Origin of the sequence: Saccharopolyspora oryzae (assembly GCF_027853915.1) — a bacterium.
GTDB classification, from domain to species: Bacteria; Actinomycetota; Actinomycetes; order Mycobacteriales; family Pseudonocardiaceae; genus Saccharopolyspora; species Saccharopolyspora oryzae.
Genome location: NZ_JAQGLA010000102.1, coordinates 1 through 22,808 on the forward strand (window position 1 = coordinate 1; position 22,808 = coordinate 22,808).

The 22,808-nt window shown below is 69.6% G+C and carries 22 protein-coding genes; 16 read left to right on the forward strand and 6 right to left on the reverse strand.

The genetic code is table 11. The features are described 5' to 3' along the window. The first annotated feature begins 153 nt into the window (after positions 1-153). The 4 genes from OU415_RS33895 (at position 154) to OU415_RS33910 (ending at position 3,511) form a co-directional block, all read left to right on the forward strand. Entirely contained in the window at positions 154-810 is a 657-nt protein-coding gene (locus OU415_RS33895; protein ID WP_270953668.1) for a response regulator, read from the forward strand. A 51-nt stretch (positions 811-861) separates the two neighbouring features. After that, positions 862-1,662, forward strand: a complete 801-nt coding sequence (locus tag OU415_RS33900) for an HAD-IIB family hydrolase (protein WP_270953669.1) — start codon at positions 862-864, stop codon at positions 1,660-1,662. Between the two features lie 188 nt (positions 1,663-1,850). Next, a complete protein-coding gene (locus OU415_RS33905; protein WP_270953670.1) occupies positions 1,851-2,798 on the forward strand; it encodes an ATP-binding cassette domain-containing protein in 948 nt (315 codons plus the stop codon). Then, positions 2,795-3,511 (forward strand): hypothetical protein, encoded by a 717-nt coding sequence (locus OU415_RS33910; protein WP_270953671.1) that lies wholly within the window; start codon positions 2,795-2,797, stop codon positions 3,509-3,511. The genes OU415_RS33905 and OU415_RS33910 overlap by 4 nt, the downstream gene beginning before the upstream one ends. Before the next feature lie 364 nt (positions 3,512-3,875). Here the strand turns inward: OU415_RS33910 and OU415_RS33915 are convergent, their stop codons facing one another. Continuing rightward, on the reverse strand, positions 3,876-4,343 hold the full coding sequence (locus OU415_RS33915; protein WP_270953672.1) for a universal stress protein: 468 nt from the start codon (positions 4,341-4,343) through the stop codon (positions 3,876-3,878). 187 nt (positions 4,344-4,530) lie between these two features. Between OU415_RS33915 and OU415_RS33920 the strand changes: the two genes are divergently transcribed. From OU415_RS33920 to OU415_RS33935, 4 genes are all read left to right on the forward strand, one after another. Beyond that, positions 4,531-5,091 carry a hypothetical protein gene (locus OU415_RS33920; RefSeq protein WP_270953673.1) on the forward strand — a complete coding sequence of 187 codons (561 nt, stop codon included), beginning with the start codon at positions 4,531-4,533 and terminating at the stop codon, positions 5,089-5,091. 119 nt (positions 5,092-5,210) lie between these two features. Next, on the forward strand, positions 5,211-5,855 hold the full coding sequence (gene trmB / locus OU415_RS33925; RefSeq protein ID WP_270953690.1) for a tRNA (guanosine(46)-N7)-methyltransferase TrmB: 645 nt from the start codon (positions 5,211-5,213) through the stop codon (positions 5,853-5,855). Positions 5,856-5,905: 50 nt separating this feature from the next. Further along, positions 5,906-6,253: a YybH family protein gene (locus OU415_RS33930; RefSeq protein ID WP_270953674.1), complete on the forward strand. Its 348-nt coding sequence runs from the start codon at positions 5,906-5,908 to the stop codon at positions 6,251-6,253. 27 nt (positions 6,254-6,280) lie between these two features. Then, positions 6,281-6,718: a GNAT family N-acetyltransferase gene (locus tag OU415_RS33935; RefSeq protein ID WP_270953675.1), complete on the forward strand. Its 438-nt coding sequence runs from the start codon at positions 6,281-6,283 to the stop codon at positions 6,716-6,718. A 47-nt stretch (positions 6,719-6,765) separates the two neighbouring features. Here OU415_RS33935 and OU415_RS33940 read toward each other — a convergent pair whose 3' ends face one another. After that, positions 6,766-7,230 carry a nuclear transport factor 2 family protein gene (locus tag OU415_RS33940; protein ID WP_270953676.1) on the reverse strand — a complete coding sequence of 155 codons (465 nt, stop codon included), beginning with the start codon at positions 7,228-7,230 and terminating at the stop codon, positions 6,766-6,768. A gap of 264 nt (positions 7,231-7,494) precedes the next feature. On the opposite strand from OU415_RS33940, the gene OU415_RS33945 reads away from it, so the two are divergent. Together OU415_RS33945 and OU415_RS33950 are read left to right on the forward strand one after the other, a co-directional pair. Next, positions 7,495-8,733 carry a nitric oxide synthase oxygenase gene (locus OU415_RS33945; RefSeq protein WP_270953677.1) on the forward strand — a complete coding sequence of 413 codons (1,239 nt, stop codon included), beginning with the start codon at positions 7,495-7,497 and terminating at the stop codon, positions 8,731-8,733. A 68-nt stretch (positions 8,734-8,801) separates the two neighbouring features. Then, positions 8,802-8,933, forward strand: a complete 132-nt coding sequence (locus OU415_RS33950; RefSeq protein WP_270953678.1) for a hypothetical protein — start codon at positions 8,802-8,804, stop codon at positions 8,931-8,933. 215 nt (positions 8,934-9,148) lie between these two features. Here the strand turns inward: OU415_RS33950 and OU415_RS33955 are convergent, their stop codons facing one another. Together OU415_RS33955 and OU415_RS33960 are read right to left on the reverse strand one after the other, a co-directional pair. Beyond that, the gene (locus OU415_RS33955) at positions 9,149-11,380 is read right to left on the reverse strand and encodes an FtsX-like permease family protein (RefSeq protein ID WP_270953679.1); all 2,232 of its coding nucleotides are present in this window, start codon (positions 11,378-11,380) and stop codon (positions 9,149-9,151) included. Further along, entirely contained in the window at positions 11,377-12,084 is a 708-nt protein-coding gene (locus OU415_RS33960; RefSeq protein ID WP_270953680.1) for an ABC transporter ATP-binding protein, read from the reverse strand. The genes OU415_RS33955 and OU415_RS33960 overlap by 4 nt, the downstream gene beginning before the upstream one ends. 206 nt (positions 12,085-12,290) lie before the next feature. On the opposite strand from OU415_RS33960, the gene OU415_RS33965 reads away from it, so the two are divergent. From OU415_RS33965 to OU415_RS33980, 4 genes are all read left to right on the forward strand, one after another. After that, the gene (locus OU415_RS33965; protein ID WP_270953681.1) at positions 12,291-14,126 is read left to right on the forward strand and encodes a sensor histidine kinase; all 1,836 of its coding nucleotides are present in this window, start codon (positions 12,291-12,293) and stop codon (positions 14,124-14,126) included. Further along, the gene (locus tag OU415_RS33970; protein ID WP_270953682.1) at positions 14,123-14,782 is read left to right on the forward strand and encodes a response regulator transcription factor; all 660 of its coding nucleotides are present in this window, start codon (positions 14,123-14,125) and stop codon (positions 14,780-14,782) included. The genes OU415_RS33965 and OU415_RS33970 overlap by 4 nt, the downstream gene beginning before the upstream one ends. A gap of 249 nt (positions 14,783-15,031) precedes the next feature. After that, positions 15,032-16,669: a ribosomal protection-like ABC-F family protein gene (abc-f, locus tag OU415_RS33975; RefSeq protein ID WP_270953683.1), complete on the forward strand. Its 1,638-nt coding sequence runs from the start codon at positions 15,032-15,034 to the stop codon at positions 16,667-16,669. Between the two features lie 243 nt (positions 16,670-16,912). Then, positions 16,913-18,244: an amidohydrolase family protein gene (locus OU415_RS33980; RefSeq protein ID WP_270953684.1), complete on the forward strand. Its 1,332-nt coding sequence runs from the start codon at positions 16,913-16,915 to the stop codon at positions 18,242-18,244. 120 nt (positions 18,245-18,364) lie between these two features. Here OU415_RS33980 and OU415_RS33985 read toward each other — a convergent pair whose 3' ends face one another. Next, entirely contained in the window at positions 18,365-19,048 is a 684-nt protein-coding gene (locus tag OU415_RS33985; RefSeq protein ID WP_270953685.1) for an SDR family oxidoreductase, read from the reverse strand. 101 nt (positions 19,049-19,149) lie between these two features. On the opposite strand from OU415_RS33985, the gene OU415_RS33990 reads away from it, so the two are divergent. Beyond that, positions 19,150-20,481: an MFS transporter gene (locus OU415_RS33990; RefSeq protein WP_270953687.1), complete on the forward strand. Its 1,332-nt coding sequence runs from the start codon at positions 19,150-19,152 to the stop codon at positions 20,479-20,481. Positions 20,482-20,667: 186 nt separating this feature from the next. On the opposite strand, the gene OU415_RS33995 is transcribed toward OU415_RS33990, so the two are convergent. After that, a complete protein-coding gene (locus OU415_RS33995; protein WP_270953688.1) occupies positions 20,668-21,090 on the reverse strand; it encodes a hypothetical protein in 423 nt (140 codons plus the stop codon). Positions 21,091-21,384: 294 nt separating this feature from the next. Here OU415_RS33995 and OU415_RS34000 point away from each other — a divergent pair, with 294 nt between their 5' ends. Continuing rightward, positions 21,385-22,761, forward strand: coding sequence for an MFS transporter (locus OU415_RS34000; protein ID WP_270953689.1), 1,377 nt, complete (start codon positions 21,385-21,387; stop codon positions 22,759-22,761). Positions 22,762-22,808 lie beyond the last annotated feature (47 nt).

Genomic DNA, 22,808 nt, shown 5'->3' on the forward strand with positions numbered 1-22,808 from the left:
CCCCCACACGCCGGGGTTCCGACACGCCCGGGTGTGCAGTTTCAATTGAAACTGTAAATCCCAGGCACGGCGGATCACAGTTTCAATTGAAACTGCGGGTCGGCGGAGCCACCCGGACCGCCCGGTGCGAGGGGCACGGCTACGGTCTGGGGCATGACTCGGGTTTTGCTGGTGGACGACCAGGAGCTCATGCGCATGGGGTTCCGGATGGTGCTCGACGCGCAGGAGGACCTCGAGGTCGTCGGCGAGGCGGGCAACGGCGCGGACGCCGTCGAGCTCGCCGCGCAACTGCGCCCGGACGTCGTGCTGATGGACGTGCGGATGCCGGTGCTCGACGGCGTCGAGGCGACCCGCCGGATCGTCGCGGCCGATGACGCGAAGGTCCTGGTCATGACCACCTTCGACCTCGACGAGTACGCGCTGTCGGCGCTGCGCAGCGGGGCCAGCGGCTTCCTGCTCAAGGACACCCCGCCGGAGAACCTGGTCAGCGCGGTGCGCTCGGTGGCCAGCGGCGACGCGGTGGTGTCGCCGAGCGTCACCAAGCGATTGCTCGACCGGTTCCTCGGCGACGGCGGCGGCGAGCTGCGCGACGCGTCGGTGCTCGACGCGCTGACCGAGCGGGAGCGCGAGGTGCTGGTGCTGGTCGCGAAGGGCCTGTCCAACACCGAGATCGCGGGCAAGCTGTTCCTGTCCGAGGCCACCGTGAAGACCCACCTCGGCCGCATTCTGTCCAAATTGGACCTCCGGGACCGGGTGCAGGCGGTGGTGCTTGCCTACGAGACCGGCCTGGTCAAACCCGGCGAGGCGTGAACTTCGCCTCCAACCAGCCACAACGCCCGTTCCGGCGGATAACCTGCCCGGGTGACCGACGCCGCGTGGAAGCCCCGACTGATCGCCCTCGACGTCGACGGAACCCTGCTGAACCCGGACACCGGGCACATCTCGGCAGCCGTCAAAGCCGCTGTGCACCGCGCGATCGACGCCGGCAGCCAGGTCGTCATCGCGACCGGCCGCACCGTGCTCGGCACTGTTCCGGTGCTCGACGAACTGGATCTGACCAGCGGTTTCGCGCTGTGCTCGAACGGTGCGGTGCTGGTGGACGTGGCCGCCAGGGAAGCGGTGTCGACGGAGACCTTCGAGCTCGCGCCGGTGCTGGCGGAGCTGTCCGCCCGGCTGCCGGGCGCGATCTTCGCCGCCGAGAACCTCGGCGTCGGCAACCTGGTCACCGCCGAATTCCCGCCGAACCAGCTGGAAGGCGAACAGCGACTGGCCACAGTGGACGAGCTGGCCGCGCTCCGGGCGCCGCGCCTGATCGCCAGCTGGATCGGTCACAGCCCCGATGAACTCGAAGAGCGCCTCGCCGGCGTCGAACTGCCGTCGTGCACCTTCACGCTGGACCACTACGAACCGTGGGTGACCGTGACGCCCAAGGGCGTGTCCAAGGGATCCGCGCTGGAGAAGCTGCGTGCCGAGCTGGGCGTGCCCGGCGAGGACACCTTCGCCGCCGGTGACGGGGGCAACGACATCGAGATGCTGCGGTGGGCTGCGCACGGAGTGGCGATGGGCCAGGGCCCGGAGCTGGTCCGGGCGGCGGCCGACGAGGTCGCCGGTCCGGTCGCGGAGGACGGCCTGCCCGCCGTCCTCGACCGCTGGTTCCGCTGACGAACCCGCCCGAGATCTTGATCTTCCGCCTGGTCAGCGGGTCATCCTGTGGTCAGGGGTGGACTACGACCTGGGTCTGACCCCAAGTCGATACGCCGGTCCGATGCGGGCTCATCCGCCGAGCGGGCAATCTGGATCTGCGGTCCGGAGAGGGCCGACCAGCGTTGTCCTCGGCAACAGGAGTGATCATGATCGAGGCGATCGGCCTCACCAAGCGCTACGGCTCGAAAGTCGCGGTGAACGACCTGTCGTTCACGGTGAAGCCAGGCCAGGTCACGGGCTTCCTGGGCCCGAACGGAGCCGGCAAGTCCACCACCATGCGGATGATTCTCGGCCTGGACCGCCCCACCGCGGGCGAAGTCCGCATCGACGGCAAGCGCTACCAGGACCTCAAGAACCCGCTGCGCACCGTGGGTGCGCTGCTCGACGCCAAGTGGGTGCACCCGAACCGCTCGGCGCGCAGCCACCTGCGCTGGCTGGCCAAGTCCAACGGGATTCCGCAGAAGCGGGTCGACGAGGTGCTCGGCATGGTCGGCCTCGAGGACGCCGCGGGCCGCCGCGCCGGAGGGTTCTCGCTCGGCATGTCGCAGCGGCTCGGCATCGCGGGCGCGCTGCTCGGCGACCCCAAGATCCTGCTGTTCGACGAGCCGGTGAACGGCCTGGACCCGGAGGGCATCCACTGGATCCGCCGGTTCATGCAGGGCCTGGCCGCCGAAGGCCGCACCGTCTTCGTGTCCAGCCACCTGCTGTCGGAGATGTCGCTGACGGCCGAAGAACTCGTGGTGATCGGCCGCGGTGAGCTGATCGCGCAGTGCAGCACCCAGCAGTTCGTGGACAACGCCGGTTCGCAGGCCGTGCTCGTGCGTTCACCGCGCGCTGCCGACCTGCAGCAGCTGATCGCCGCGCAGGGCCTGAGCGCCCGCGCCACCGGCAACGACACGCTCGTGATCGACGACGCCGTGACCGAGCAGATCGGTGAGCTCGCCGCGCAGCACCAGATCGTGCTGCACGAGCTGACCGCGCAGCGCAGCTCGCTGGAAGACGCTTTCATGCAGCTGACCAGCGATTCCGTGGAATACCAGACGAATCTCGGTGCGCCCGCGAACGCGCCGATCGCTCCGGGGGTGGCCCGATGACCCTGCTCGCCGTGGAACGGATCAAGCTCTTCTCCACCCGCTCGGCGTGGTGGTGCTCCGCGCTCGTCCTGGCGCTGACCATCGGGTTCGCCGGCCTGTTCGCGTCCCAGCTGGACCAGATGACGGTGTCGATGACGCAGGTCGGCCACCAGTTCGGCCTGATGGTGGTGCTGGTGCTGGCGACGCTGTCGATCACCACCGAGTACCGCTTCGGCACCATCCGCTCGACCTTCCTCGCGGTGCCGAACCGCACTGCCGCGCTGGCCGCCAAGACGGTGCTGGTCGCGCTGGTGGCGCTGGTGCTCGGCGAGATCGCGGCGTTCGGATCGTGGGGTGTGTCGAACCTGCTGTCGCCCAACGCGGATCTGGCGCTGACCACTGCGGACGACTGGCGGATGGTCGCCGGTGTCGGTCTGGTGTTCGCGATCGGCGCGGTGCTGGCGGTCGCCGTCGGCGCGCTGCTGCGGCAGACCGCTGGCGCGGTGACGCTGCTGCTGATCTGGTCGCTGCTGCTGGAGAACCTGGTCGGCATGATCCCGACGATCGGCGAGGACGTCCAGAAGTGGATGCCGTTCAACCACGCCAGCAACTTCCTGGCCAGCGGGGGCGACGGGATGCCGCTGGGGCCGTGGGGTTCGCTGGGGTACTTCGCGGGCGTCGTGCTCGCGATCTGGGTGGTCTCGCTGGTCGTCGTGCAGCGCCGGGACGCCTGACCAGCGCTGATCGATCTCGTCGGAACCCACCATGATCAACTCTGGAAATGCCCAGCTGGGCGGCGGATAGCAAAACGTTACCCGGCCCGGCCGAGAGTCTGATCACGTCAACCGATAGGATCGACGGCAAGATCGAGCTGCTGCCGTCGCCCGTGCGACGTGCAAGATCACCGAGATCTGGAAAGTCCTCAATGGACATTCCAGCGGGGTCCGGCGATGGCGCGGCTGGTGAGCACAAGTGAAATCGACCGACTGCAGCAGCGCTCGGGGGCGCCGGCGGTCGGGACGGGGGAGGGCCCGGGCTGTCATTCGGGGGATGGCCCGGGCCCTGTGCTTTCCAGGAGTTCTTCGCGCCGGATCGGGGTCAGACGTTGGGGCGGACCACCAGGACCGGGCAGGCCGCGTGGCGGACGCACTGCTCGGCCACCGAGCCGAGCATCAGACCGGCGAAGCCCCCTCGGCCTCGATGACCCACGACCAGGAGATCCGCTCCTTTCGACGCGGAGAGCAGCGCTTGGGGGGACGGCGAGTGGACGATGTGGAACTCCACCCGGAGGTCGCTGTGGTCGCCGAGCTTCTCGTCCACCAGGCGTTCGGTGTCCGCCCGGACCGTTTCCTGGAACTCGTCCATGCTCGGCATCACGCTCGGCGGGCAGTCCGCCGGACGAGGGGCGGTCCGCAGGCTCCAGGCGCGCACCACGTGCAGCGCGGCGTTGCGGCGTCTGGCTTCCTCCGCGGCCAGGACGAGCGCTCGCAGCGAGGACGCGGAGCTGTCGACGCCGACGACGACGCCGCCATCGATCTCGACCCGTTGGATCGTTTGGTCAGCCATCTCTCCACCCCAGCGGTTCCGAAGCATATGAATTAGGACACAGTTGACTACATATTGTCATTGAACGCGTTCGTTGTGGTAATGCATTGAGTAGGGACTGTCCCGAACCAGCGTTGCTTGGGGGCATGAGCTGGTCGAGGGCGAGTTGGCGGCTCGCAACTTTCTCAACAGCAGAAGGGTGGGCCAAATGGTGCGATCGAACGAAGGCTCGGTCATCCAGAGCGGTCAGGGGCGCGCGGCGGATGACGTGCAGCTCCAGCCGGTGCCACGACTCGAGTGGTCGCTGGCGACAGAAGCCCACCCACCGGCGCTGGAGGCGGCCAAGCCCGCTTCGCTGCGCCGCAGCTGGATCCACACCGCGCCCGAGCGGCAGGTGCTCGAACTGTTCCGCAAGCTGCACGGCGCCAAGCGGCGGCTGCCCGCGCCGTGGTGGCTGCGCGCGCTGGACCGCGGTGAGCTCCCGTCGCGCGAGGCGGCGTTCGCGGTCGAGGACGAGGTGCACGCGGTCCTGCGCTCCCGCCCGGGCTGGGTGTTCGTGCCCTGGGCCGGCGCCGGTGAAGCCGGGTACTGGGAGTACGCGCCATCGGACCGGGCCCCGATGCAGATGCCGACGACCGTGGCCCTCACCGACGAGCACAACGGCTGGTTGAACGTGGTGCCCGCGCACCGCGACCCCGAGCCCGTCGCGATCCCGGTCCGGGGCGTCACCGGGCTGGTGGCGATGCTCGCGCAGATCGAATCGTGGTGACCGGCACCGCGGTGCTTCCGCAGGCGGCCGGTTTGCGATACTGAGTCCTCGTGAATGCGTCTGACCAGCAGGTTCCGTTCCGCCGTACCGTCGTGAGCTACGTCCAGCGAGGCGAGCGGATGACGGTGGGCCAGCAGCGCGCTTGGGATCGCTACTGGCCCGAGCTGGGTACCGAGGTGACCGCGCTGCCGGAAGGCCCGCTGGACGTGACGTCCTGGTTCGGCCGGACGGCGCCGGTGGTGCTGGAGATCGGTTCCGGCATGGGCGAGACGACCTCGCAGCTGGTGGCCGCCCAGCCCGAGTCCAACTACCTGGCCGTCGAGGTCTACAAGCCCGGCCTGGCCCAGCTCATGCTCCGCGCCGAGAAGCTCGAGGTCAGCAACCTCCGGCTGCTGCGCGGAGATGCGATCGTCCTGCTGCGCGACCACCTCGAGCCGGGCTCGCTGGACGAGGTCCGCATCTACTTCCCCGACCCGTGGCCGAAGAAGCGCCACCACAAGCGGCGGCTGGTCCAGGCCGAGTCCGTGGCGCTGATCGCCTCGCGGCTCAAGCCGGGCGGCGTGCTGCACCTGGCCACCGACTGGGAGAACTACGCCGAGCAGATGATGGAGGTCTGCCAGGGCGAGTCGCAGCTGCGCAACCGCTACGCCGACGAGCCGGGCGGCTGGGCGCCGCGACCGGAATGGCGACCGGTCACGAAGTTCGAGAACCGCGCCCACGAAGAGGGCCGGGTCATCCACGACCTGATCTTCGAACGCATCTGACCTGTCGGAGCCCGCTGGCATCCTCCGCTCATCAGCGAGGGAGGACGACGATGGCTCGTCAGCGTGCGCAGTGCCCGGAAGACCTCAACAGGCTGGTCCTGGAGCGGCTCAACGCCGGGGACGTCGACGGTTTGGTCGAGCTCTACGAACCCGACGCGGTCCTGGCCACGCCGGCCGGGCCCGTCGTCGGGCACGTGGCGATCCGCGCGGCGTACGAGCAGATCGTGGCGGGGTCTCCGCAGTTCGCGCCCGGTGCTGCGCAACCGCCGGTCCGCAACGGGGATCTGGCGTTGACCTCGGTGCTGCTGGCCGGTGGCGGTGCCACCGTCGAGGTGGCCCGCCGACAGCCGGACGGCAGTTGGCGCTGGATCATCGACCAGCCGAACCTGGGTGCTTAGCTCGGGCGCAGTAGCGTGCCGATCGTGATGAGCTGGGATGTTCGACCGTCTTCGGCCGCGGATGTCGAGGCGGTGGCGGAACTGCGCGCCGTGGTGCTGAAGGCGGATCTGGAGCGGCTCGGACGGTACGACGAGCAGCGCGTGCGGCAACGACTGCGCGACGGGTTCGATCCGGCGTGCACCCAGGTGATCGAGGTGGACGGCCGGTTCGCCGGCTGCGTGGCCCTGCGGCCGGCCGACGACGCGCACTGGCTGGAGCACTTCTACCTCGCCCCGCACTTGCAGGGCAGCGGCATCGGATCCGGAGTGCTGCGCCGACTGCTGGAGCAGTGCGACCGCGACGGCACCCTGGTCCGGTTGAACGTGCTGCAGGGCAGTCCGGCCCGGCGGCTGTACGAGCGGCACGGGTTCGCCCTCGAATCCGAGGACCCGGTGGACGTGTTCATGGTGCGGACGCCCGCCTGAGAACCTGCTGCGCGGCCACCGGCGCTGTCTACTCGGCTGGTGCTCGCTCAGCTCTGGGGCGGGTCAACGGTCTGAGCGGGTGTGCAGGCCGCGGCGATCGCTGCGGTGTCCCAGTAGAACGGCCGGACCTCGATGATCTGGCCGCCCTGGACGGTGACGGTCTGCAGGATCGGGAATTCGAGCTCGCGGCCGGTGGCGCGGGAGCGGGCCCGCACCTGGGTGAGCACCACCGCGGTCCCGGTGGCCTCGTCGGAGGCGACGAACTCCTGCTCGACGAACTCGAACACGGCCCAAGTCCGGCTCATCGCGATGAAGAAGCGCTCCAAGTCCGCGTGGCCGCGCCAGATTCCGCCGTAGGGAAGTGCTTCAGCCTGGTGGAGCACGACATCAGGTGAGAAGTGCTCGGCGATCAGTTCGAAGTCGGCCTTGCCGGGGCCGCCCGCTGACAGGTACTCGGCTTCAGCCGCGTACATGCGCTTCAAGATCGTCGTGGGGTTGCTCTGCTCGGTCACCCCGTCAGCATTGCCGTTCTGGACGTGTGCGGCTGGCGCTTTCCAGCCCCCGCAGCCAGGCTCTGGTCCGCGCGTCGGTGGGCACCGAATTTGAAGATCAACAGATAACAATTCGCTTGATCGAGCGATCAAGTTTGGGTGCCAATCGCACGAAGAGGTTTACGTCCGGTGGTTTTGGCTACGATCGTGGCCTGGAAGTTCACCGAAAAGAAGAGTGCCGCTGGAGTGACGAGTAAGCATCGATCGCGACTACGTTTCCGCCCCGTGACGGTTACCCGTGATGAAGTGATCCCGATCCAGCAGAGCCCGTCGGAGCCGGTTCTCGACGGTGTGCGCGAGGTCGGCGAGAGCGGCGGCGGTTCACCGGCCGCGCTCGTCCGGGCGGATTCGGCCACGGATGTCTCGGCCGCCGAGGACTTCCTGCGTGCCTTCCACGACGCGCACCCGAAGGCCGGGTCGTTGACCGAACGGCTCGCCGACGTGCGCCGCTCGATCGCCGAAACCGGCACCTACCGGCACACCGGTCCCGAACTCGCCTACGGTGCTCGCGTCGCGCTCCGCGACAGCGGCTGGTGCACCAGCGGAGTTCCGTGGCGTCAGCTGAAGGTCCGCGACCTGCGCGGGCTGCGAAACGCCTCGGCCATCGCCAGCGAGTGCTTCGAACACCTGCGCCTGGCCACCAACGCCGGCCGGATCCAGCCGATGGTCACCGTCTTCGCCCCGGACGCCCCGGGAAATCCAGGTCCGCGGATCTGGAACGAACAGGTGGTGCGCTACGCGGGCTACGCGATGCCCAACGGGGTGCTCGGCGACGCTCGCTACAGCGGCTTCACCGCGGAAGTGCAGCGGATGGGCTGGAAACCGCCGAACCAGCGCAGCCGCTTCGACCACCTGCCGCTGGTCGTGGAAACCGCCCACGAAGGCATCAAGCTGGTCACGGTTCCTCGCGACGTGGTTCAGGAAGTTCCGCTGGAGCATCCGGATCACCCCTGGTTCGTCGAGCTGGGACTGCGTTGGCACACCGTTCCGCTGATCAGCAACATGCAGCTGGAGATCGGAGGCATCCGGTACCCGGCCGCGCCGTTCAACACCTGGTTCGTGGGCACCGAGATCGGCACCCGCGGACTGGCCGACGAGAACGCCTACGGCGTCACCAAGCACGTCGCCGAACGGTTGGGCATGGACACCTCGACCGAACGAACCCTGTGGCGGGACCGGGCGATCGTCGAGATCAACCGGGCCGTGCTGTTCTCGTTCGACTCCGCGCGGGTCACGATCACCGACCACCACAGCGAGGCCCTGCACCGGCTGGCCTGGCTGCGCTCCGGTCCGCGCACCAGCGCATCCCGACCGATGTTCAGCGTCAGCAAGGAAGCGAGCCAGCGCGCCCGCCGGGGAGCACCGAGTGGCCTCCCGTCGCCCGAGCCGAAACGGCGACCCCGCTACGACGAACTGGCGCGGCTGAACCGGCGTTGCTTGGGAACTGAACCGTTCGGGGAGTGACCGCGTCGTCCGGGTTCCGGCGCGCCGAGAACCGGTCCAGCAGGTCCGGCAGGACCGAACTGAGCGACATGAGCAGCAGCACCGCCACCGCGAGGACGGCTCCGACGATGGAGAACAACGTGGTGAACGTGGTGGTGAACATTTCGACCCCGACCTTCCTGGCTTCCGGCGCTCTGCTGGCTGCGCCCCTTCCCCTTTGACACCACAAGCGTCCCTTTTCCAGGGGGTCCGGCGGATCGGTCAGGTGGTCGGTCCGGGTGGCCGATCGGCCAGTCCCGCGAGCCGTCGGACCGACCGATCGGCTGGCCCGACTGGTCTGTCCGGACTCAGTCGTCCGGGCTGCTCAGCTTGCTGGGAAAGGCGTGTGCGGGCACGGCCGTTCCCGACCGTGCCCGCACACCGACCCGCCGCTGGGTCACTCCTCGCTGATGCGCTCCGCGCCGATGCGGCGCAACATCGGACCGCTGCTGGCAGCCGCGATCACCGCGACGACCATGCCGATCACCACCGGCGCGAACAGCCAGCCGCTGAGGACCACCGGCATATCGTCGCCGAACAGCCCGAAGATCCCGGCTGCGACCGCGATCCCGGCTGCGCCTGCCCCGATCGTCGCGACGAACGCGGGCAGCGCGGCTTCGGCGCGCAGCGCTCGTCCGAGCATCCGGACCGGCGTACCCGCGGCGATCAGCGCGGCGAAGGTCCGCCGCCGGTCGACCACCGACGAGGCCGCCGTGATCGCAGCACTGCACCCGGCCAGCAGGGCGGTCAGCCCGAGCCCGATCGCGGTGACCCGCTTGAGATCGCCGAGGATCGTCTGCTGGTCGTAGAGCCGCAGTTCACGGCTGTTGAAGCTCTCCCCCGGGAGGGCCACCGCGAGCGCCGTGCGCACCTTCTCCCGGTCCGCATCGGTGGCCGGGCTGACCGCCAGGGTCGATTCCCCCTGACCGCCGAACCCGGGGACGAGCGCCGGGTCGATCAGCACCGTGGAGTCGAGACCCGGGTCCTGACTGCCGCCCAACCGGCGCACCGGAACCCCGTCGGGCAGCGGGACCGTCGGAAGTTCGTCGACGGAGGAGACGCCCTCCGTCGGGTAGGCCTGGACCCGCAAGCCCGAGCTCGGCAGCTCCTGGGCACCCGGGGTCCGGATCGACGGCGGGCCGGCGCAGTCCCCGACGTCGAGACGGGTCACCGCGGCGGCGTCCTGGCAGTTGATCACGAACCCGGAGGCGCTGTCGTTCTCCGCCTTCTGCACGAGGACCCGCTCGGCGCGCACGACCGTCGCGCCGGCGCCGCTGCTGGCCAGCTGATCCTTGATGCGTTTTTCCTGATCGACGGCTTGAGCGGTGGGGACGTCCAGGTAGAGGACCGAGTCCTTGAACGAGCGGCCACCACCGGCGAACGTCTCGAAGCTGGGCAGCAGCGTCAACGCCATCGTCCCGACGAACACCGCCAGGACGATGCCCGACACCGAGCGGTAGGCGGCCTGCGGATCGCTGCTCAACCGCCTGCCGGCCAGCAGCACCGACGGCTTCCGCCACATCTTGGCGAACAGCGAACCGATCACCCCGGTCAGCCACGGGCCGACGATGGACGCGGACAGCAGCACCGCGGCCAGCGACGCGAGCAGGAGCCCCATGCCGCCGGTCTGGTCCGCGGAGGCCAGCCCGACGAGGAAGAAGCCGCCCGCAGCGACCAGCGCGAGCAGGCGCCACGCCTTCGGGCGCTTCCGCGCGTGGCTCATCGCCGCGCCGACCGGCGCCCGGACCACCCTCCGCAGCCCCAGCACCGCGGCCAGCACGACCAGCGTCGGGATCAGCAGGCCGAGCAGCACGACGGTGACCGCTGATGGCGTGAAGTCGCTGGCCAGCCAAGTACCGTCGCCCCACGGGATGTGCATGCCGAGGTAGCGCAGCGGCCAGCTCAGCAGCAGGCCCGCGACGGTGCCGACCACCGCGGCGACCGCGGTCTCCGCGGTGACCACGCCGATCACCTGCCCCGGCGTGGCACCGGCCAACCGCAGCGCGGCGAGTCGGCGTTCCCGGCGGGCGGCGGTCAGGCGCGCGGCCGAGGCGACCAGCACCATGCTCGGGATCGCCAGCAGCACGATTCCCACGCCGGCCAGGACATCCAGCATGACGTCGCTGTTGCCGACCGCCGCCGAGCCGGACAGGTCCGCCTTCTCCGCGTCCAGCGTGCCCGGTGGGTGCCCGACGACGGCGACCAGCTGCTCCGGGAACTTCAGCGAACCCTCGTCGATCGTGCCGATCACCTTGCCGGCGAACCGGTCGGCCAGTTCACCGCCCGGGCGCTGCTGGGCCAGTTCGGCCAGCCGCGGCGACAGCAACACCTCGCCGGGGCCGGGGTAGTCCGGCACGCCCTTGCCCGGCTCGGCCTCGCCGGAGACGTCCAGCCGCACGATGGTCTCGTTCTCGAAGAAGTCCCGGCTGGCCATCGTCACGCCGGACGGGTTCGCCGAGCCCTCCTGCCACGCGGAACGCTGCATCCGGGCTTCCGTGGCGTTCGGCAGCGTCGCCAGGAACAGGATCAACGCGGTGGCCACCGCGACCCCGGCTGCGGTGAGGACTGCGGACAGGCGGCTGCGCGAATCCACGCGCAGCACCCGCAGCGCTAGTTGGACCGGATTCACGCCGCCATCACCCCGCCGGCGATGAGTCCATCGCGGATCTCCACCACCCGACCGGCTTTGGCGGCCAGGTCGCGGTCGTGCGTCACGATCACCACGGCTGCGTTGGTGGCGGCGGCAGAGTGGAAGAGCGCCTGCGTGGTCTCCTCCCCGGTGCGCGTGTCCAGCGCGCCGGTCGGCTCGTCGGCGAAGATCACCTTCGGTTGGTGGGCGAGCGCCCGCGCGATCGCGACCCGCTGGGCCTGGCCGCCGGAGAGCTCACCGGGCAGCCGGTCCTCCAGCCCGCCGAGGCCGAGCCGCCCCAGCCAGTCCCGCGCGCCGGCCATGGCCTGCTTCCTGTTGGCCCCGGCAAGCAGGAGCGGCAGCGCGGTGTTCTCCGCCGCGGTCAGCTCGCCGACCAGCATGCCCTGCTGGAACACGAACCCGAACTCGTGGCGGCGCAGCGCGCTGCGCTTGGTCTCGCCGAGCTGGTCGATGCGGTGCCCGTTGAGCAGGACCTCACCGCCGTCCGGGCGTAGGATGCCGGCCATCACGTGCAGCAGCGTGGTCTTGCCCGACCCGGACGGCCCCACGATCGCGACCACTTCGCCGGCCCGGAACGAGACGTCCACCCCGGCCAGGGCGCGGTGCGCACCGTAGTTCTTGACCAGCCCCCGTCCCACCAGGAACGGATCTCCGGGCCGTTGCGCGGCCATGGGAGCCGACATGTCTGCCTCCTGCTCGTGTGCACTGCTGTCGTGGTGGGGCGCCGCCGGGTGCGGGCCGCCGCATCGCAATCAAGAGTGGTCGGCGGCAGCGGTTTCCGGATCGGCCTGCGAGCCGCTGATCGTTCGGCGGAGGTCGGCCGATCGGCCAGGTTGTTCGAGCCGATCGGCCAAGGCGCTCCGATGAGCGCACCGACTACCGTTTCGGCGTGAGCAGTTTCGCGACGCCCAACGGACCCGGACCGGACGCGCCCTGGTGGCACCGGTTCGGCAGCTTGCTGCGCGAACAATGGATCTTCGCCGCGTTGCTCGGCCTGGTCCTCTGCGGCGACACGCTGGCGCTGCTCGAGATATACGGCAACCAGCGCGGTGCGGTGCTGCTGCTCCCCGGCATCGCCGCGATGGCGCTGCTGGCCGTGTTCGGCAGGCGGTACCCGGTCCGATGTGGACTGCTCGCCGCGGTGGTGCTGCTCGGCAACACCGCGGCGCTGGCGGTGACCCGCTCGTACGTCTACAGCCTCGGCCTGGCGGAGATCCTGCCGACGGAGAACGCGGCCGGTCTGCTGCTGGTGCTCTACCTGTTCCGGGCTAGCCCGCTGCGCAAGGCCATCCCGGTGACTGCCGTGCTCGTGCTCAGCTGCCTGGCATCGGTCGCGGTCCGGTTGCGGGTGGCCGAGTACTCGGGCGTCGACTCCGACCAGACGCTGGCCTTCGGCTTCCTGCAGCTGCTGCTCGCCACCGGCACCGGCCTGTACCTGCGCGGCGACTGGCCCGGCCGGACCCGCTTCCAGGGCTCGCCGATGCAGGAACTGCTGCGGCGCCAGTGGCCGGTGGTGGCCGCGCTGAGCATCCTGCTGTTCGTGGAGTTCACCAAGAACAGCGAACTGGGCTTCCTGTCGAACGTGGTGGTGCTGCTCAGCGGCCTGGTGATGGCGGTGCTGGCCGCGTTCGCCCCGATGCGGCCGACCGAGTCCGCGTACCTGGGCGCGGCGACGATGCTGCTGACGACCCTGGTGCTGCAGGTGCTGGGGCTGACCGGCAGCCGGGGGAACATCCTGGGACCGGTGTCCCTGGCGGCGACCGGTGCGGGCATGCTGCTGGTGACCTACGTGGTCCGCCACGCGGAGATCCGGCGCGCGATCCAGGCCACCGCCACGCTGGTCGCGGTGACGTTGCTCGCCGTGTTCATGACCCCGCAGTACCGGAGCGACACCTCGCCCTACGACCCGGGCAACACGAGCGAGCTGATGCCCGCGGTGTTCATGGGCGGGCTGCTGCTGGTGATCTCGGTCGGCACCGGGATGTACTTCCGCGCCAGGGACGAGGAGCGGGCCCGAACGGTGCACTCCGCGGTGGAGAACGCGCAGCAAGCCGAGCGGATGGCCTTGGCCCGCGAGCTGCACGACGTGGTGGCCCACCACGTCACCGGCATCGTGGTGCAGGCGCAAGCAGCGCAGATGGTGGCCGAGAAGAACCCGAAGGCGGCGACCGACGCGCTCGCGCGGATCGCGGACAGCGGCACCGAAGCGCTGACCGCGATGCGGCGGCTGGTGGGGAGCATGCGCAGCACCGAACCGGCCGGGGCTTCGGCCGCGACGGAGCAGGCCACCACCGACCTCGAGGCCGACCTGCGGGCGCTGGTGGAATCCGCCCAGCGCCACACCACCGAGCACGCCGATCGGATCCGGGTGGACCTGAAGGCCGATCTGGTGGATCGGACGATCCCCCAGGAAGTGGCGCGCTCGGCGCTGCGCGTGGTGCAGGAATCCCTGACGAACTCGGAGAAGCACGCGTTGGGAGCGAGCTACGTCCAGGTCAGGGTGTGGGTCGACACCACGAACCTGTACGCGTTGATCACCGACGACGGTTCGGGGGTGCGCCGTCAACCCGTCGGTGGGTCGGGGGGATACGGTCTGGTCGGGATGCGGGAGCGGATCGAGCTGCTCGGCGGTGAGTTCCACGCCGGTCCGGGCGATCACGTCGGTTGGCGGGTCGAAGCCATGCTGCCGCTGGACGAGCAGAGCGGAGATGAGGGGCAGCGATGATCCGGGTGCTGATCGCCGACGACCAGGAGCTGGTGCGCGCCGGGTTCCGAATGATCCTGGAGTCCCAGGACGACATCGAGGTGGTCGCCGATGTCGCCAACGGCGTGGACGCGGTCCGGGTGGCGCGGGAGAAGCAGCCGGACGTGTGCCTGATGGACATCCGAATGCCGGGCATCGACGGCTTGGAGGCGACCAAGCAGCTGGCCGGCCCCGACGTGGCCGACCCGATCAAGGTCGTGGTCGTGACCACCTTCGACCTGGACGAGTACGTCGACCGCGCGCTGCGCAACGGGGCGAGCGGGTTCCTGCTCAAGGACGCCGGCCCGACGCTGCTGCTGGAGGCCATCCGCGCCGCCCAGCGCGGGGATGCGCTGGTGTCGCCGCAGATCACGGTGCGGCTGCTCAAGCACTTCTCCCAGCCGCAGCCGCAGGTGCAGCGCACGGCGGTTCCGCAAGTGGACCTCACCGAGCGCGAGCTCGACGTGGTCCGCGCGACCGCGCGCGGTTTGACCAACGGTGAGATCGGCCAGGAGCTGTTCATGTCCTTGTCGACGGTGAAGACCCACCTCGCCTCCGCGCAGAGCAAGATCAAGGCCCGGAACCGGGTGGAGACGGCGGCCTGGGCCTGGCGCAGCGGCCTGATGGACGGCGAGTGAGGGCCGCTTCTGCGGCCGGAAAATGAGTCCGCGATCCGGGGTTGCTGCTGCTAGGCTCGCGACCTGCAAGTGATCGTGAACCGAGGAGCGGCAGTGGCAGGGGACGACGACATCTCCGGGTGATTCCCGGTAGTGATCGGCCACGGGCAGGCGCGCAGCGCCGCCGCGGTGGCGATTCCGTCATGTCATGTTTCCCCGTTCACCACCGGGTTGCCTCAGCGCGCCCGCATCGCATCCGAGGGCTCTCGCATGTCCGAAGCGTTCATCACCTGCTCGAACCTCTCCTTCTCCTGGCCGGACGACACACCTGTCTTCGACGGGCTGTCGTTCACGGTGGGCAGCGGCCGCACCGGCCTCGTCGCGCCCAACGGAGAAGGCAAGTCCACCCTGCTCAAGCTGATCGCGGGCGAATACCGGCCCAGCAGCGGAACCGCGTCCACGAGCGGCGTTCTCGGCTACCTGCCGCAGACGCTCCCCCTCGTCGGTGACCTGACCGTCGCCGAGGTGCTGGGCGTGTCCGCGGTGATCGAGGCGTTGCACGCGGTCGAATCCGGCGACGTCGACGAGCAGCACTTCGCCACCATCGACAACGACTGGGACATCGAGGAGCGCACTCGCGTCCAGCTGGACCGGCTCGGCCTCGACGACGTCCAGCTCGACCGCCAGCTGCACACCCTCAGCGGTGGCCAAGTGGTTTCGCTCGGCCTCGCCGCGCAGTTGCTCAAACGCCCCGACGTGCTGTTGCTGGACGAGCCGACCAACAACCTCGACGGCGAAGCGCGCCGCAAGCTCACCGGCGTGCTCGAGGAGTTCAGCGGCTGCCTGCTGCTGGTCAGCCACGACCGGTCGCTGCTCGACCGGATGGACCGCATCGCCGAGCTCGGCAACGGAGAAATCCGTTTCTACGGCGGCAATTTCACCGAGTACGAGGAAGCCGTGCGCGCGGAGCAGGAGGTTGCGGAGAAGAACGTCCGCAACGCCGAGCAGGAGCTCAAGCGGGAGAAGCGGGAGATGCAGCAGGCCCGCGAACGAGCCGAGCGCAGGGCCAGCAACGCGGCCCGCAACATCGGCAACGCCGGACTGCCGAAGATCGTTGCCGGCGGGCTGAAGCGGCGCGCTCAGGAGACTGCGGGCAAGGCGAGGGAGACGCACGCCAACCGGGTCGACGAAGCGAAAACCCGCCTCGACGAGGCGAGCCGAGCGCTGCGGGACGACGACAAGATCGCGCTCGACCTGCCCGGGACCCGCGTCCCCGCTGGGCGTGTGGTGTTCTTCGGCGAAGGGATGCAGGTCCGCCGCGGCGAGCGGGAGATCTTCGCCGGGGAGGGCGTCGACCTGGCGATCAAGGGGCCGGAGCGGATCGCGTTGACCGGCCCGAACGGTTCCGGGAAGTCCACGCTGCTTCGGCTGGTCGAAGGCCAGTTGGCGCCGGAGCGCGGCGAGATCAAGCGCGTCGACGGGCGGATCGCTTACCTGTCCCAGCGGCTCGATCTCCTGGACCTGGATCGCACGGTGCTGGAAAGCCTGGTCCAGGTCGCGCCGGCGATGCCGGAGTCGCGGCGGATGCACCTGCTCGCGCGCTTCTTGTTCCGGGGCTCCCGCGTGCACCTTCCGATCGGTGCGTTGTCCGGTGGTGAGCGGCTGCGCGCGACGCTGGCCTGCGTCCTCAGCGCGGAGCCGGCGCCTCAGCTCCTGCTGCTCGACGAGCCCACCAACAACCTGGACCTGGTCAGCGTTGGTCAGCTGTCGAGCGCGCTCAACGCTTACGAAGGCGCGTTCGTGGTGGTCAGCCACGACGAGCGGTTCCTCGCGGAGATCGGGGTGCAGCGCTGGCTGCGGCTGGACGGCGGGCGGCTGACCGAGACCGGGGCGCCGGAGGAGGCATGACGGCCTTCACCCGGTAGAGGTCGGCCATCCGGCTTTCGGGCAATGGCCGATCGAAGGAGGCCAGCTGGCCGTTCAGCCGAGGTCAGGAGGGCCCTCGCCGGGCGATCCTTGATTCATGACGAAGCGAACCCAGGACACCGTTCTCGTGGCAGTGCTCGCCGGAATCGCGACTTTGGCAGGAGTGATCATGATGCAGCTCATGAACGGCTTAGGCGCCTGACAGGCGTCCGGCAGAATGCGGGCATGCCGATCGCACTACGCCTGCACGCGCCGATGGTCCTGCCCTGCGACCCGGAATGCTCGGTCATCCGGGATGCGGTGGTGGACATCGATGAGGTCGGTCGCATCCTGTACTGCGGCCCGCGCACCGGTGCGCCGGAGCGTCCGAACGACGTCGACGTCCGCGAATGCGGCGGGATCCTCCTGCCGGGTCTGATCAACTCGCACGCGCACAGCCCGATGACGCTGCTCCGGGGGATGGGTGGCGATCTTCCGCTGATGCGCTGGCTGCGCGAGGTGATCTGGCCCGCGGAGGCGAGGCTGCGGTCGTCGGACATCCGAGCGGGCATGGAGCTCGGGTGCGTCGAGATGCTGCGCGCCGGTGTCACGACTAGCGCCGAGATGTACTTCGACGGGGAGGCGGTGGTCGACGCGACCCTCGCGGTCGGGTCGCGTGTCGTGTTCGCTTCCGCGGTGATCGCGACTCCCGAGCTGGACAAGCTTGGCGGCTGGCAGGGCATGGTCAACGGGATCAGCCGGTGGATCGACGCCGACGGCGTTCGGTTCGGGCGGGGCGATCGGGTGGAGCTCGCCTACGGGCCGCACTCGGCGTACACGCTTCCGCCGGAGGCGTTGCAGGCGATCGGTGAGGCCGCGCAGCAGCGCGAGGCGCTGGTGCACACGCACGTGGCGGAGACCCTCGCTGAGGACGTCGAGCAGCGGGAGCAGTTCGGTTCGGTGCCTGCACTGCTGGAGAAGCTCGGTGTGCTGGACGGCCGAGTGCTCGCCGCGCACGGCGTGCACCTGTCGGACGAGGACATCGCGTTGTTCGCACGCCGCGGGGTCGGGGTGGCGCACTGCCCCGGTTCCAACGCGAAGCTCGCTTCGGGGACGGCGCGGCTGGTCGACCTGCTGGCCGCCGGTGTCCCGGTCGGCCTGGGCACCGACGGGCCGTCCAGCAACGATGACCTGGACTTGTGGGAGGAGGTGCAGTTGGCAGGACTCTTCGCGCGCACCGCGACCGGTGACGCGACCGCGCTGAGCGCTGGCGCGGCGCTGCTCGCCGCGACGCGTGGCGGGGCTGAGGCACTGCACCGCGACGACATCGGCTCGTTGGAGCCGGGCAAGTGGGCCGACATCGTGCACCTCGACGTCGACAACCCGGCGTTCGCCACCGGTCTGGACGTGCCGGATGAGCAGATCCTGGCGAACGTGGTGTGGGCGTCCGGCTCGCGCTGCGTCCGCGACGTCTGGGTCGCCGGCGACCGGGTGCTGCGCGACCGCGAACCCACCCAGGTGGACCGCCGCGCGGTGCAGGCGGCAGCCCGCACCGCAGCGCAGCACATCCGCGGCTGAGTCGGGACAGTTCAGCGGCGAGGCGTGCCTGGACCACCGGGCCGCTCCGGTGGGACCGCGGCGCCGGCCGGGTCGGACGTCGCAGCGTCGACAACCCGGCCGGGACGCCGTCCGACCTGATCAGGAAGGGCGGATGACGATCTCGGTGAGGTGGGCGTCCGCGGTGGCGTGCACCGCGGAGACGATCGGTCCGGCGACCGACTCGGGACGCAGGTAGTCGCCAGGCTGGTACTCGGCGCCCTCCTGCTCGCGAACACCGCGCTGCATGTCGGTGGCGGTGCGACCGGGGAACACCGAGGTGACCCGCAAGCCGTGCACCGCTTCCTCGGCGCGGAGCACGTCGGCGAAGGCGCGCAGCGCGAACTTGCTGGCGGCGTAGGAGCCCCAGTTCGGCTTCGCGGACAGCCCAGCGCCGGAGTTGACCAGCACGACGTGGCCCTTGCTCTCGCGCAGCTTGGGCAGCAGGAGACGGGTCAGCTCGGTGACGGCGAACAGGTTCAGCTCGAACGTGCGACGCCAGGAGTCGCTGGGAGCGTCCGCGACCGCGGCCAGCTCGACCAGACCGGCGCAGTGCACGACGACGTCGAGCCGATCGATGTCGGCGACCGCGTTGGCAACGGCTTCGTGGTCGGTGAGCTCGACCGGCCAGGGCTTGGCCCCGGGGAGCTCGTCGACGAGTGCTTGCAGCGCGTCAGCGTCGCGCCCGCCCAACAGCAGATCGTGCGTGTCGGAAAGCGAGCGGGCGACGGCGGCACCGATACCGCGTGAGGCACCGGTGACCAGGGCAATTGGGCGTTCGGGCATGCCTCAACGGTAGCGTCGGCGGGTTGCGCAGCAGTCACCGGCCATCTCATCCAGTGGTTTGCCCCTTGACCTGACGTGGGGGTGCGGTTTAGGTCACTCGGATGAGCGGAGTTGATGCAGCATCGGCTGCGGTGCAGAACCGGATCCTTCGCAAGGTCGCCGTGCGGCTGATGCCGTTCCTGTGCTTGCTGTACTTCGTCAACTACCTGGACCGGGTCAACATCGGCTTCGCCGGCCCGAACGGGATGAACGACGAACTCGGCATGACCGCAACGATCTTCGGTTTCGCCTCGGGCATCTTCTTCCTCGGCTACCTGGTGCTGGAGGTGCCGAGCAACCTCGCGCTGCACCGGTTCGGGGCGCGGAAGTGGCTCGCCCGCATCATGATCACCTGGGGCGCGGTGGCCACGGTGATGGCGTTCGTGCCGAACGCCACGACCCTGGTGGTGCTGCGCTTCCTGCTCGGCGTGGCCGAGGCCGGGTTCTTCCCGGGCATCATCCTGTACCTGACGTACTGGTTCCCGGCCGCCCAGCGGGCCAGGGCGGTTGCGCTGTTCATGGCCGCGGTTCCGGTGTCCAGCGCGATCGGCGCCACCGTGTCGAGCGTGCTGATCACCAGCGGCCACGGGGTCTTCGGCCTGTCCGGCTGGCGGTTCATGTTCCTGGTCGAGGGTGTGCCTGCGATCCTGCTGGCGTTCGTCACCTGGTTCTACCTGACCGACCGCCCGTCGGAAGCGAAGTGGCTCACCGCCGAGGAGCGCACCTGGCTGAGCGCTCAGCTGGACGCCGAGCGCGAGCAGACCGAGGCCGAGCACAGCTGGCCGCTGCGAAAGGCGCTGACCCACCCGCGGATCCTGGCGCTGGCGTTCGTGTACTTCGGCATCGCCTACGGCCTGTACGCGCTCGGGTTCTTCCTGCCCACCATCATCAAGGGCTTCGAGCAGCAGTACGGCGCCGAACTGTCCACTATGGAAACCGGTCTGATCACGGCCATCCCCTACGCGATCGGTGCGGTGGCGATGGTGATCTGGGGCGCGCACGGTGACCGGAAGCGGGAACGGGTGTGGCACGTCGCCCTGCCGCTGCTGCTCGGTGGCCTGAGCATCCCGATCGCGCTGTACATGGGAAATCCGTTCCTGGCGATGGTCGCGGTGACGGTCTGCGCGGTCGGTGTCTGCTCGGCACTGCCCACGTTCTGGGCACTCCCCAGCAACTTCCTGGCCGGAGCAGCAGCGGCGGGAGGCATCGCGCTGATCAACTCCCTGGGCAACATCAGCGGTTTCGCCGCGCCCTACATCACTGGAGCCCTCAAAGATGCGACCGGCTCCCAACGAGCAGGCCTGTGGATCGTCGGCATCGTGATGGTCGCAGCAGCAATCACCGTGATCGCCCTCAAAGCCGCACCCCGAACCGACTCCCCACCCCAGAACTGACTCCAGAACCCGGGCCGGGACCCCGCTCACTTGAGCACCGGTAACCGCAGTTTCAATTGAAACTGCACATCCCAGGCACGAGGGACCGCAGTTTCAATTGAAACTGTAGTTACCCGGCAGTAGGCGGGACCCGGAGGTCGTCCTTCGGACGGTGGGATCGGGCGGAGGGATTGGGTGGCTGGGTGGTCAGTGGAGGTCGGTCGCCAGGTTGATGATTTCGTTGGTGAGGTCGGTTAGTTCGGGGGTTCGGGTGGACACCGCGCGGGCGAGGGCGATGATCCGGTCGGGCCAGTCGCCGCCGGGGTCTGGTGCGTTGATGCGTTGAAAACCGCGTGACAGCAAGCCGTCTGCCACTGGGTCATGACCGCGCATCACTTCTTTGCACGCGCCGATCGCGTTCATCGCAGCGCTTTCCGGTAGCGACCAGTCCGAGCCGCGGGCTTCCGGGTTGTCGGCATCGACGTTTTCGTCGAATGCCCGGGACGCGGCCCAGACAGCCAGGTCCAGTCGCCAGAACAGCGGGACTCCGCGGAACCGCACGAAGATCAACCGCCGCACGGCGGATCGCTGGAACTCCGGCGTCGATCGCACCGAAACGACCTCGATCACGTCCCTGAGCAGCGCGGGCACTCGTTCGGCGCACTGCGCCACCAGCCCGTCCGGAACCACCCAGGCGGGGTCCGCTTCGGATCGGTGGTGTCCGAAAAATCCGATGACCTGTCCCGGCGGTTCTTGCTAGCCTCCGCGGCATGTCCAGTGCTTCTGCCGCAGCCGCTGCTGCTGTGACCCGCTCGCGTCGCTTCTAGCGGCGGCGCGGTCCACCTGAACGTTCCGTCGCTTCGCGTCCAGACCGAAGCGGCTCTTTCGGGCTGCTCGGATTCGCATCGAGCAACGGAGTTTCCTTTGCACGCGGACATTCCCGTCCAGCGCCGGAGCACCGGCGCGCGGCCATGGCTGGTCCTCGGTTCCCTCGCCGTGCTGCAGTTCCTGATCGCGGTCGACGTCACGGTGGTCAACATCGCGCTGCCCTCGATCGGCGCCGAGTTCGGCGTCGATGCGCGCGTGTTGACCTGGGTGGTCGTCGGCTACGCCGTCACCGGCGGCGGTTTGCTCATGCTCGGCGGTCGTTTGGGCGATGTGCTCGGCCGACGCCGGGTGCTGCTGGTCGGCACCTCGGTGTTCGGGGCGGCCTCGCTCCTGGCCGGGGCGACGCAGACGTTCCCGCTGCTGGTGGTCGCGCGGCTGCTGCAAGGTGCGGGCGAAGCGCTCGCGCTCCCGGCGGCCATGGCGATGATCGTGCTGACGTTCCCCGAAGGGCCGCGCCGAACACGCGCGTTGAGCGTGTGGGCGGTCGTCGCGAGCTCCGGTCTGGTGCTGGGGTTCGTGCTTTCTGGCGTCATCACCGAATTCTTCGGCTGGCGGTGGATCTTCCTGGTCGCCGTCCCGTTCACCGCGTACGTGGTCTGCGCCGCGCTGGTCCTCGTCCCGGCGGACCCGCCGGGGGAGCGCAAGCCGCTCGACCTGCCCGGAGCAGCCCTGCTCACGGCCGCTCCCCTGCTCTTCGTGCTGGGGGTCGTCGAGACGGGCGAGAGCTGGCTGGCCCCGCTCGCCCTGATCGGCGCGGTGCTCGCAGGTGCCTCGTTCGTCGTCGTGGAGCGCAAAGCGGCCAATCCGCTGATCCCGATGGCGTTCTTCCGGAACCGCGCGCGAGTGCTGGCCAACGCCGCGACTGCGCTGCTCAGCGCCGCGTTGTCCACGTCGTTCCTGCTGTTCACCTTCCAGCTCCAGCAGCGGGCCGGGCTCACCCCGTTCGCCGCGGGAACAGCGCTCCTCCCCCTGGCGGTGGCACTGGTCGCGGCCGCGACGTTCGTGCCCCGCGTCGTCGGGCGGTGGGGTTCGCGCACCTGCGCTGTCATCGGCATCGCAGCGACCGCGGCCGGGATGCTCGCCATCGCAGCCGGTGCGCAGGTCGAGGCGGGTGCGTTGGAGATGATGCCGGCGATGGTGCTGATCGCTGCTGGCATGGGTTTCGGGCTGGTCGGCCTCCAGCACGCGGCAGTCAGCGGTGTCACCGATGGCGACGCCGGGGCCGCGTCGGGCGTCCAGCGCGCCGCTGACCAGCTCGGCGGATCGTCGGGTGTCACGCTCTACATCGGGATCGGCTTCGCGCCCGCGTTGTCCGGCGTCGACCCCTACGCCGTCAGCTGCGCCATTGCCCTGGCGGGCCTCGCCGCGGCCGCGCTGATCGCGTGGCGCATCGAGGTTCCCAGGAACGATTGAACAGTCGTGAGTGCTTTGGGGTGCTCCAGCGCCCCAAAGCACACACG

Bases quoted from the DNA above. Each gene is read 5' to 3' on its own strand.
- OU415_RS33895 (WP_270953668.1), top strand. From the start codon at position 154: ATGACTCGGGTTTTGCTGGTGGACGACCAGGAGCTCATGCGCATGGGG.
- OU415_RS33905 (WP_270953670.1), top strand. From the start codon at position 1,851: ATGATCGAGGCGATCGGCCTCACCAAGCGCTACGGCTCGAAAGTCGCG.
- OU415_RS33910 (WP_270953671.1), top strand. From the start codon at position 2,795: ATGACCCTGCTCGCCGTGGAACGGATCAAGCTCTTCTCCACCCGCTCG.
- OU415_RS33915 (WP_270953672.1), bottom strand. From the start codon at position 4,343: ATGGCTGACCAAACGATCCAACGGGTCGAGATCGATGGCGGCGTCGTC.
- OU415_RS33920 (WP_270953673.1), top strand. From the start codon at position 4,531: ATGGTGCGATCGAACGAAGGCTCGGTCATCCAGAGCGGTCAGGGGCGC.
- trmB (WP_270953690.1), top strand. From the start codon at position 5,211: ATGACGGTGGGCCAGCAGCGCGCTTGGGATCGCTACTGGCCCGAGCTG.
- OU415_RS33930 (WP_270953674.1), top strand. From the start codon at position 5,906: ATGGCTCGTCAGCGTGCGCAGTGCCCGGAAGACCTCAACAGGCTGGTC.
- OU415_RS33935 (WP_270953675.1), top strand. From the start codon at position 6,281: ATGAGCTGGGATGTTCGACCGTCTTCGGCCGCGGATGTCGAGGCGGTG.
- OU415_RS33950 (WP_270953678.1), top strand. From the start codon at position 8,802: ATGAGCAGCAGCACCGCCACCGCGAGGACGGCTCCGACGATGGAGAAC.
- OU415_RS33960 (WP_270953680.1), bottom strand. From the start codon at position 12,084: ATGTCGGCTCCCATGGCCGCGCAACGGCCCGGAGATCCGTTCCTGGTG.
- OU415_RS33970 (WP_270953682.1), top strand. From the start codon at position 14,123: ATGATCCGGGTGCTGATCGCCGACGACCAGGAGCTGGTGCGCGCCGGG.
- abc-f (WP_270953683.1), top strand. From the start codon at position 15,032: ATGTCCGAAGCGTTCATCACCTGCTCGAACCTCTCCTTCTCCTGGCCG.
- OU415_RS33980 (WP_270953684.1), top strand. From the start codon at position 16,913: ATGCCGATCGCACTACGCCTGCACGCGCCGATGGTCCTGCCCTGCGAC.
- OU415_RS33985 (WP_270953685.1), bottom strand. From the start codon at position 19,048: ATGCCCGAACGCCCAATTGCCCTGGTCACCGGTGCCTCACGCGGTATC.
- OU415_RS33990 (WP_270953687.1), top strand. From the start codon at position 19,150: ATGAGCGGAGTTGATGCAGCATCGGCTGCGGTGCAGAACCGGATCCTT.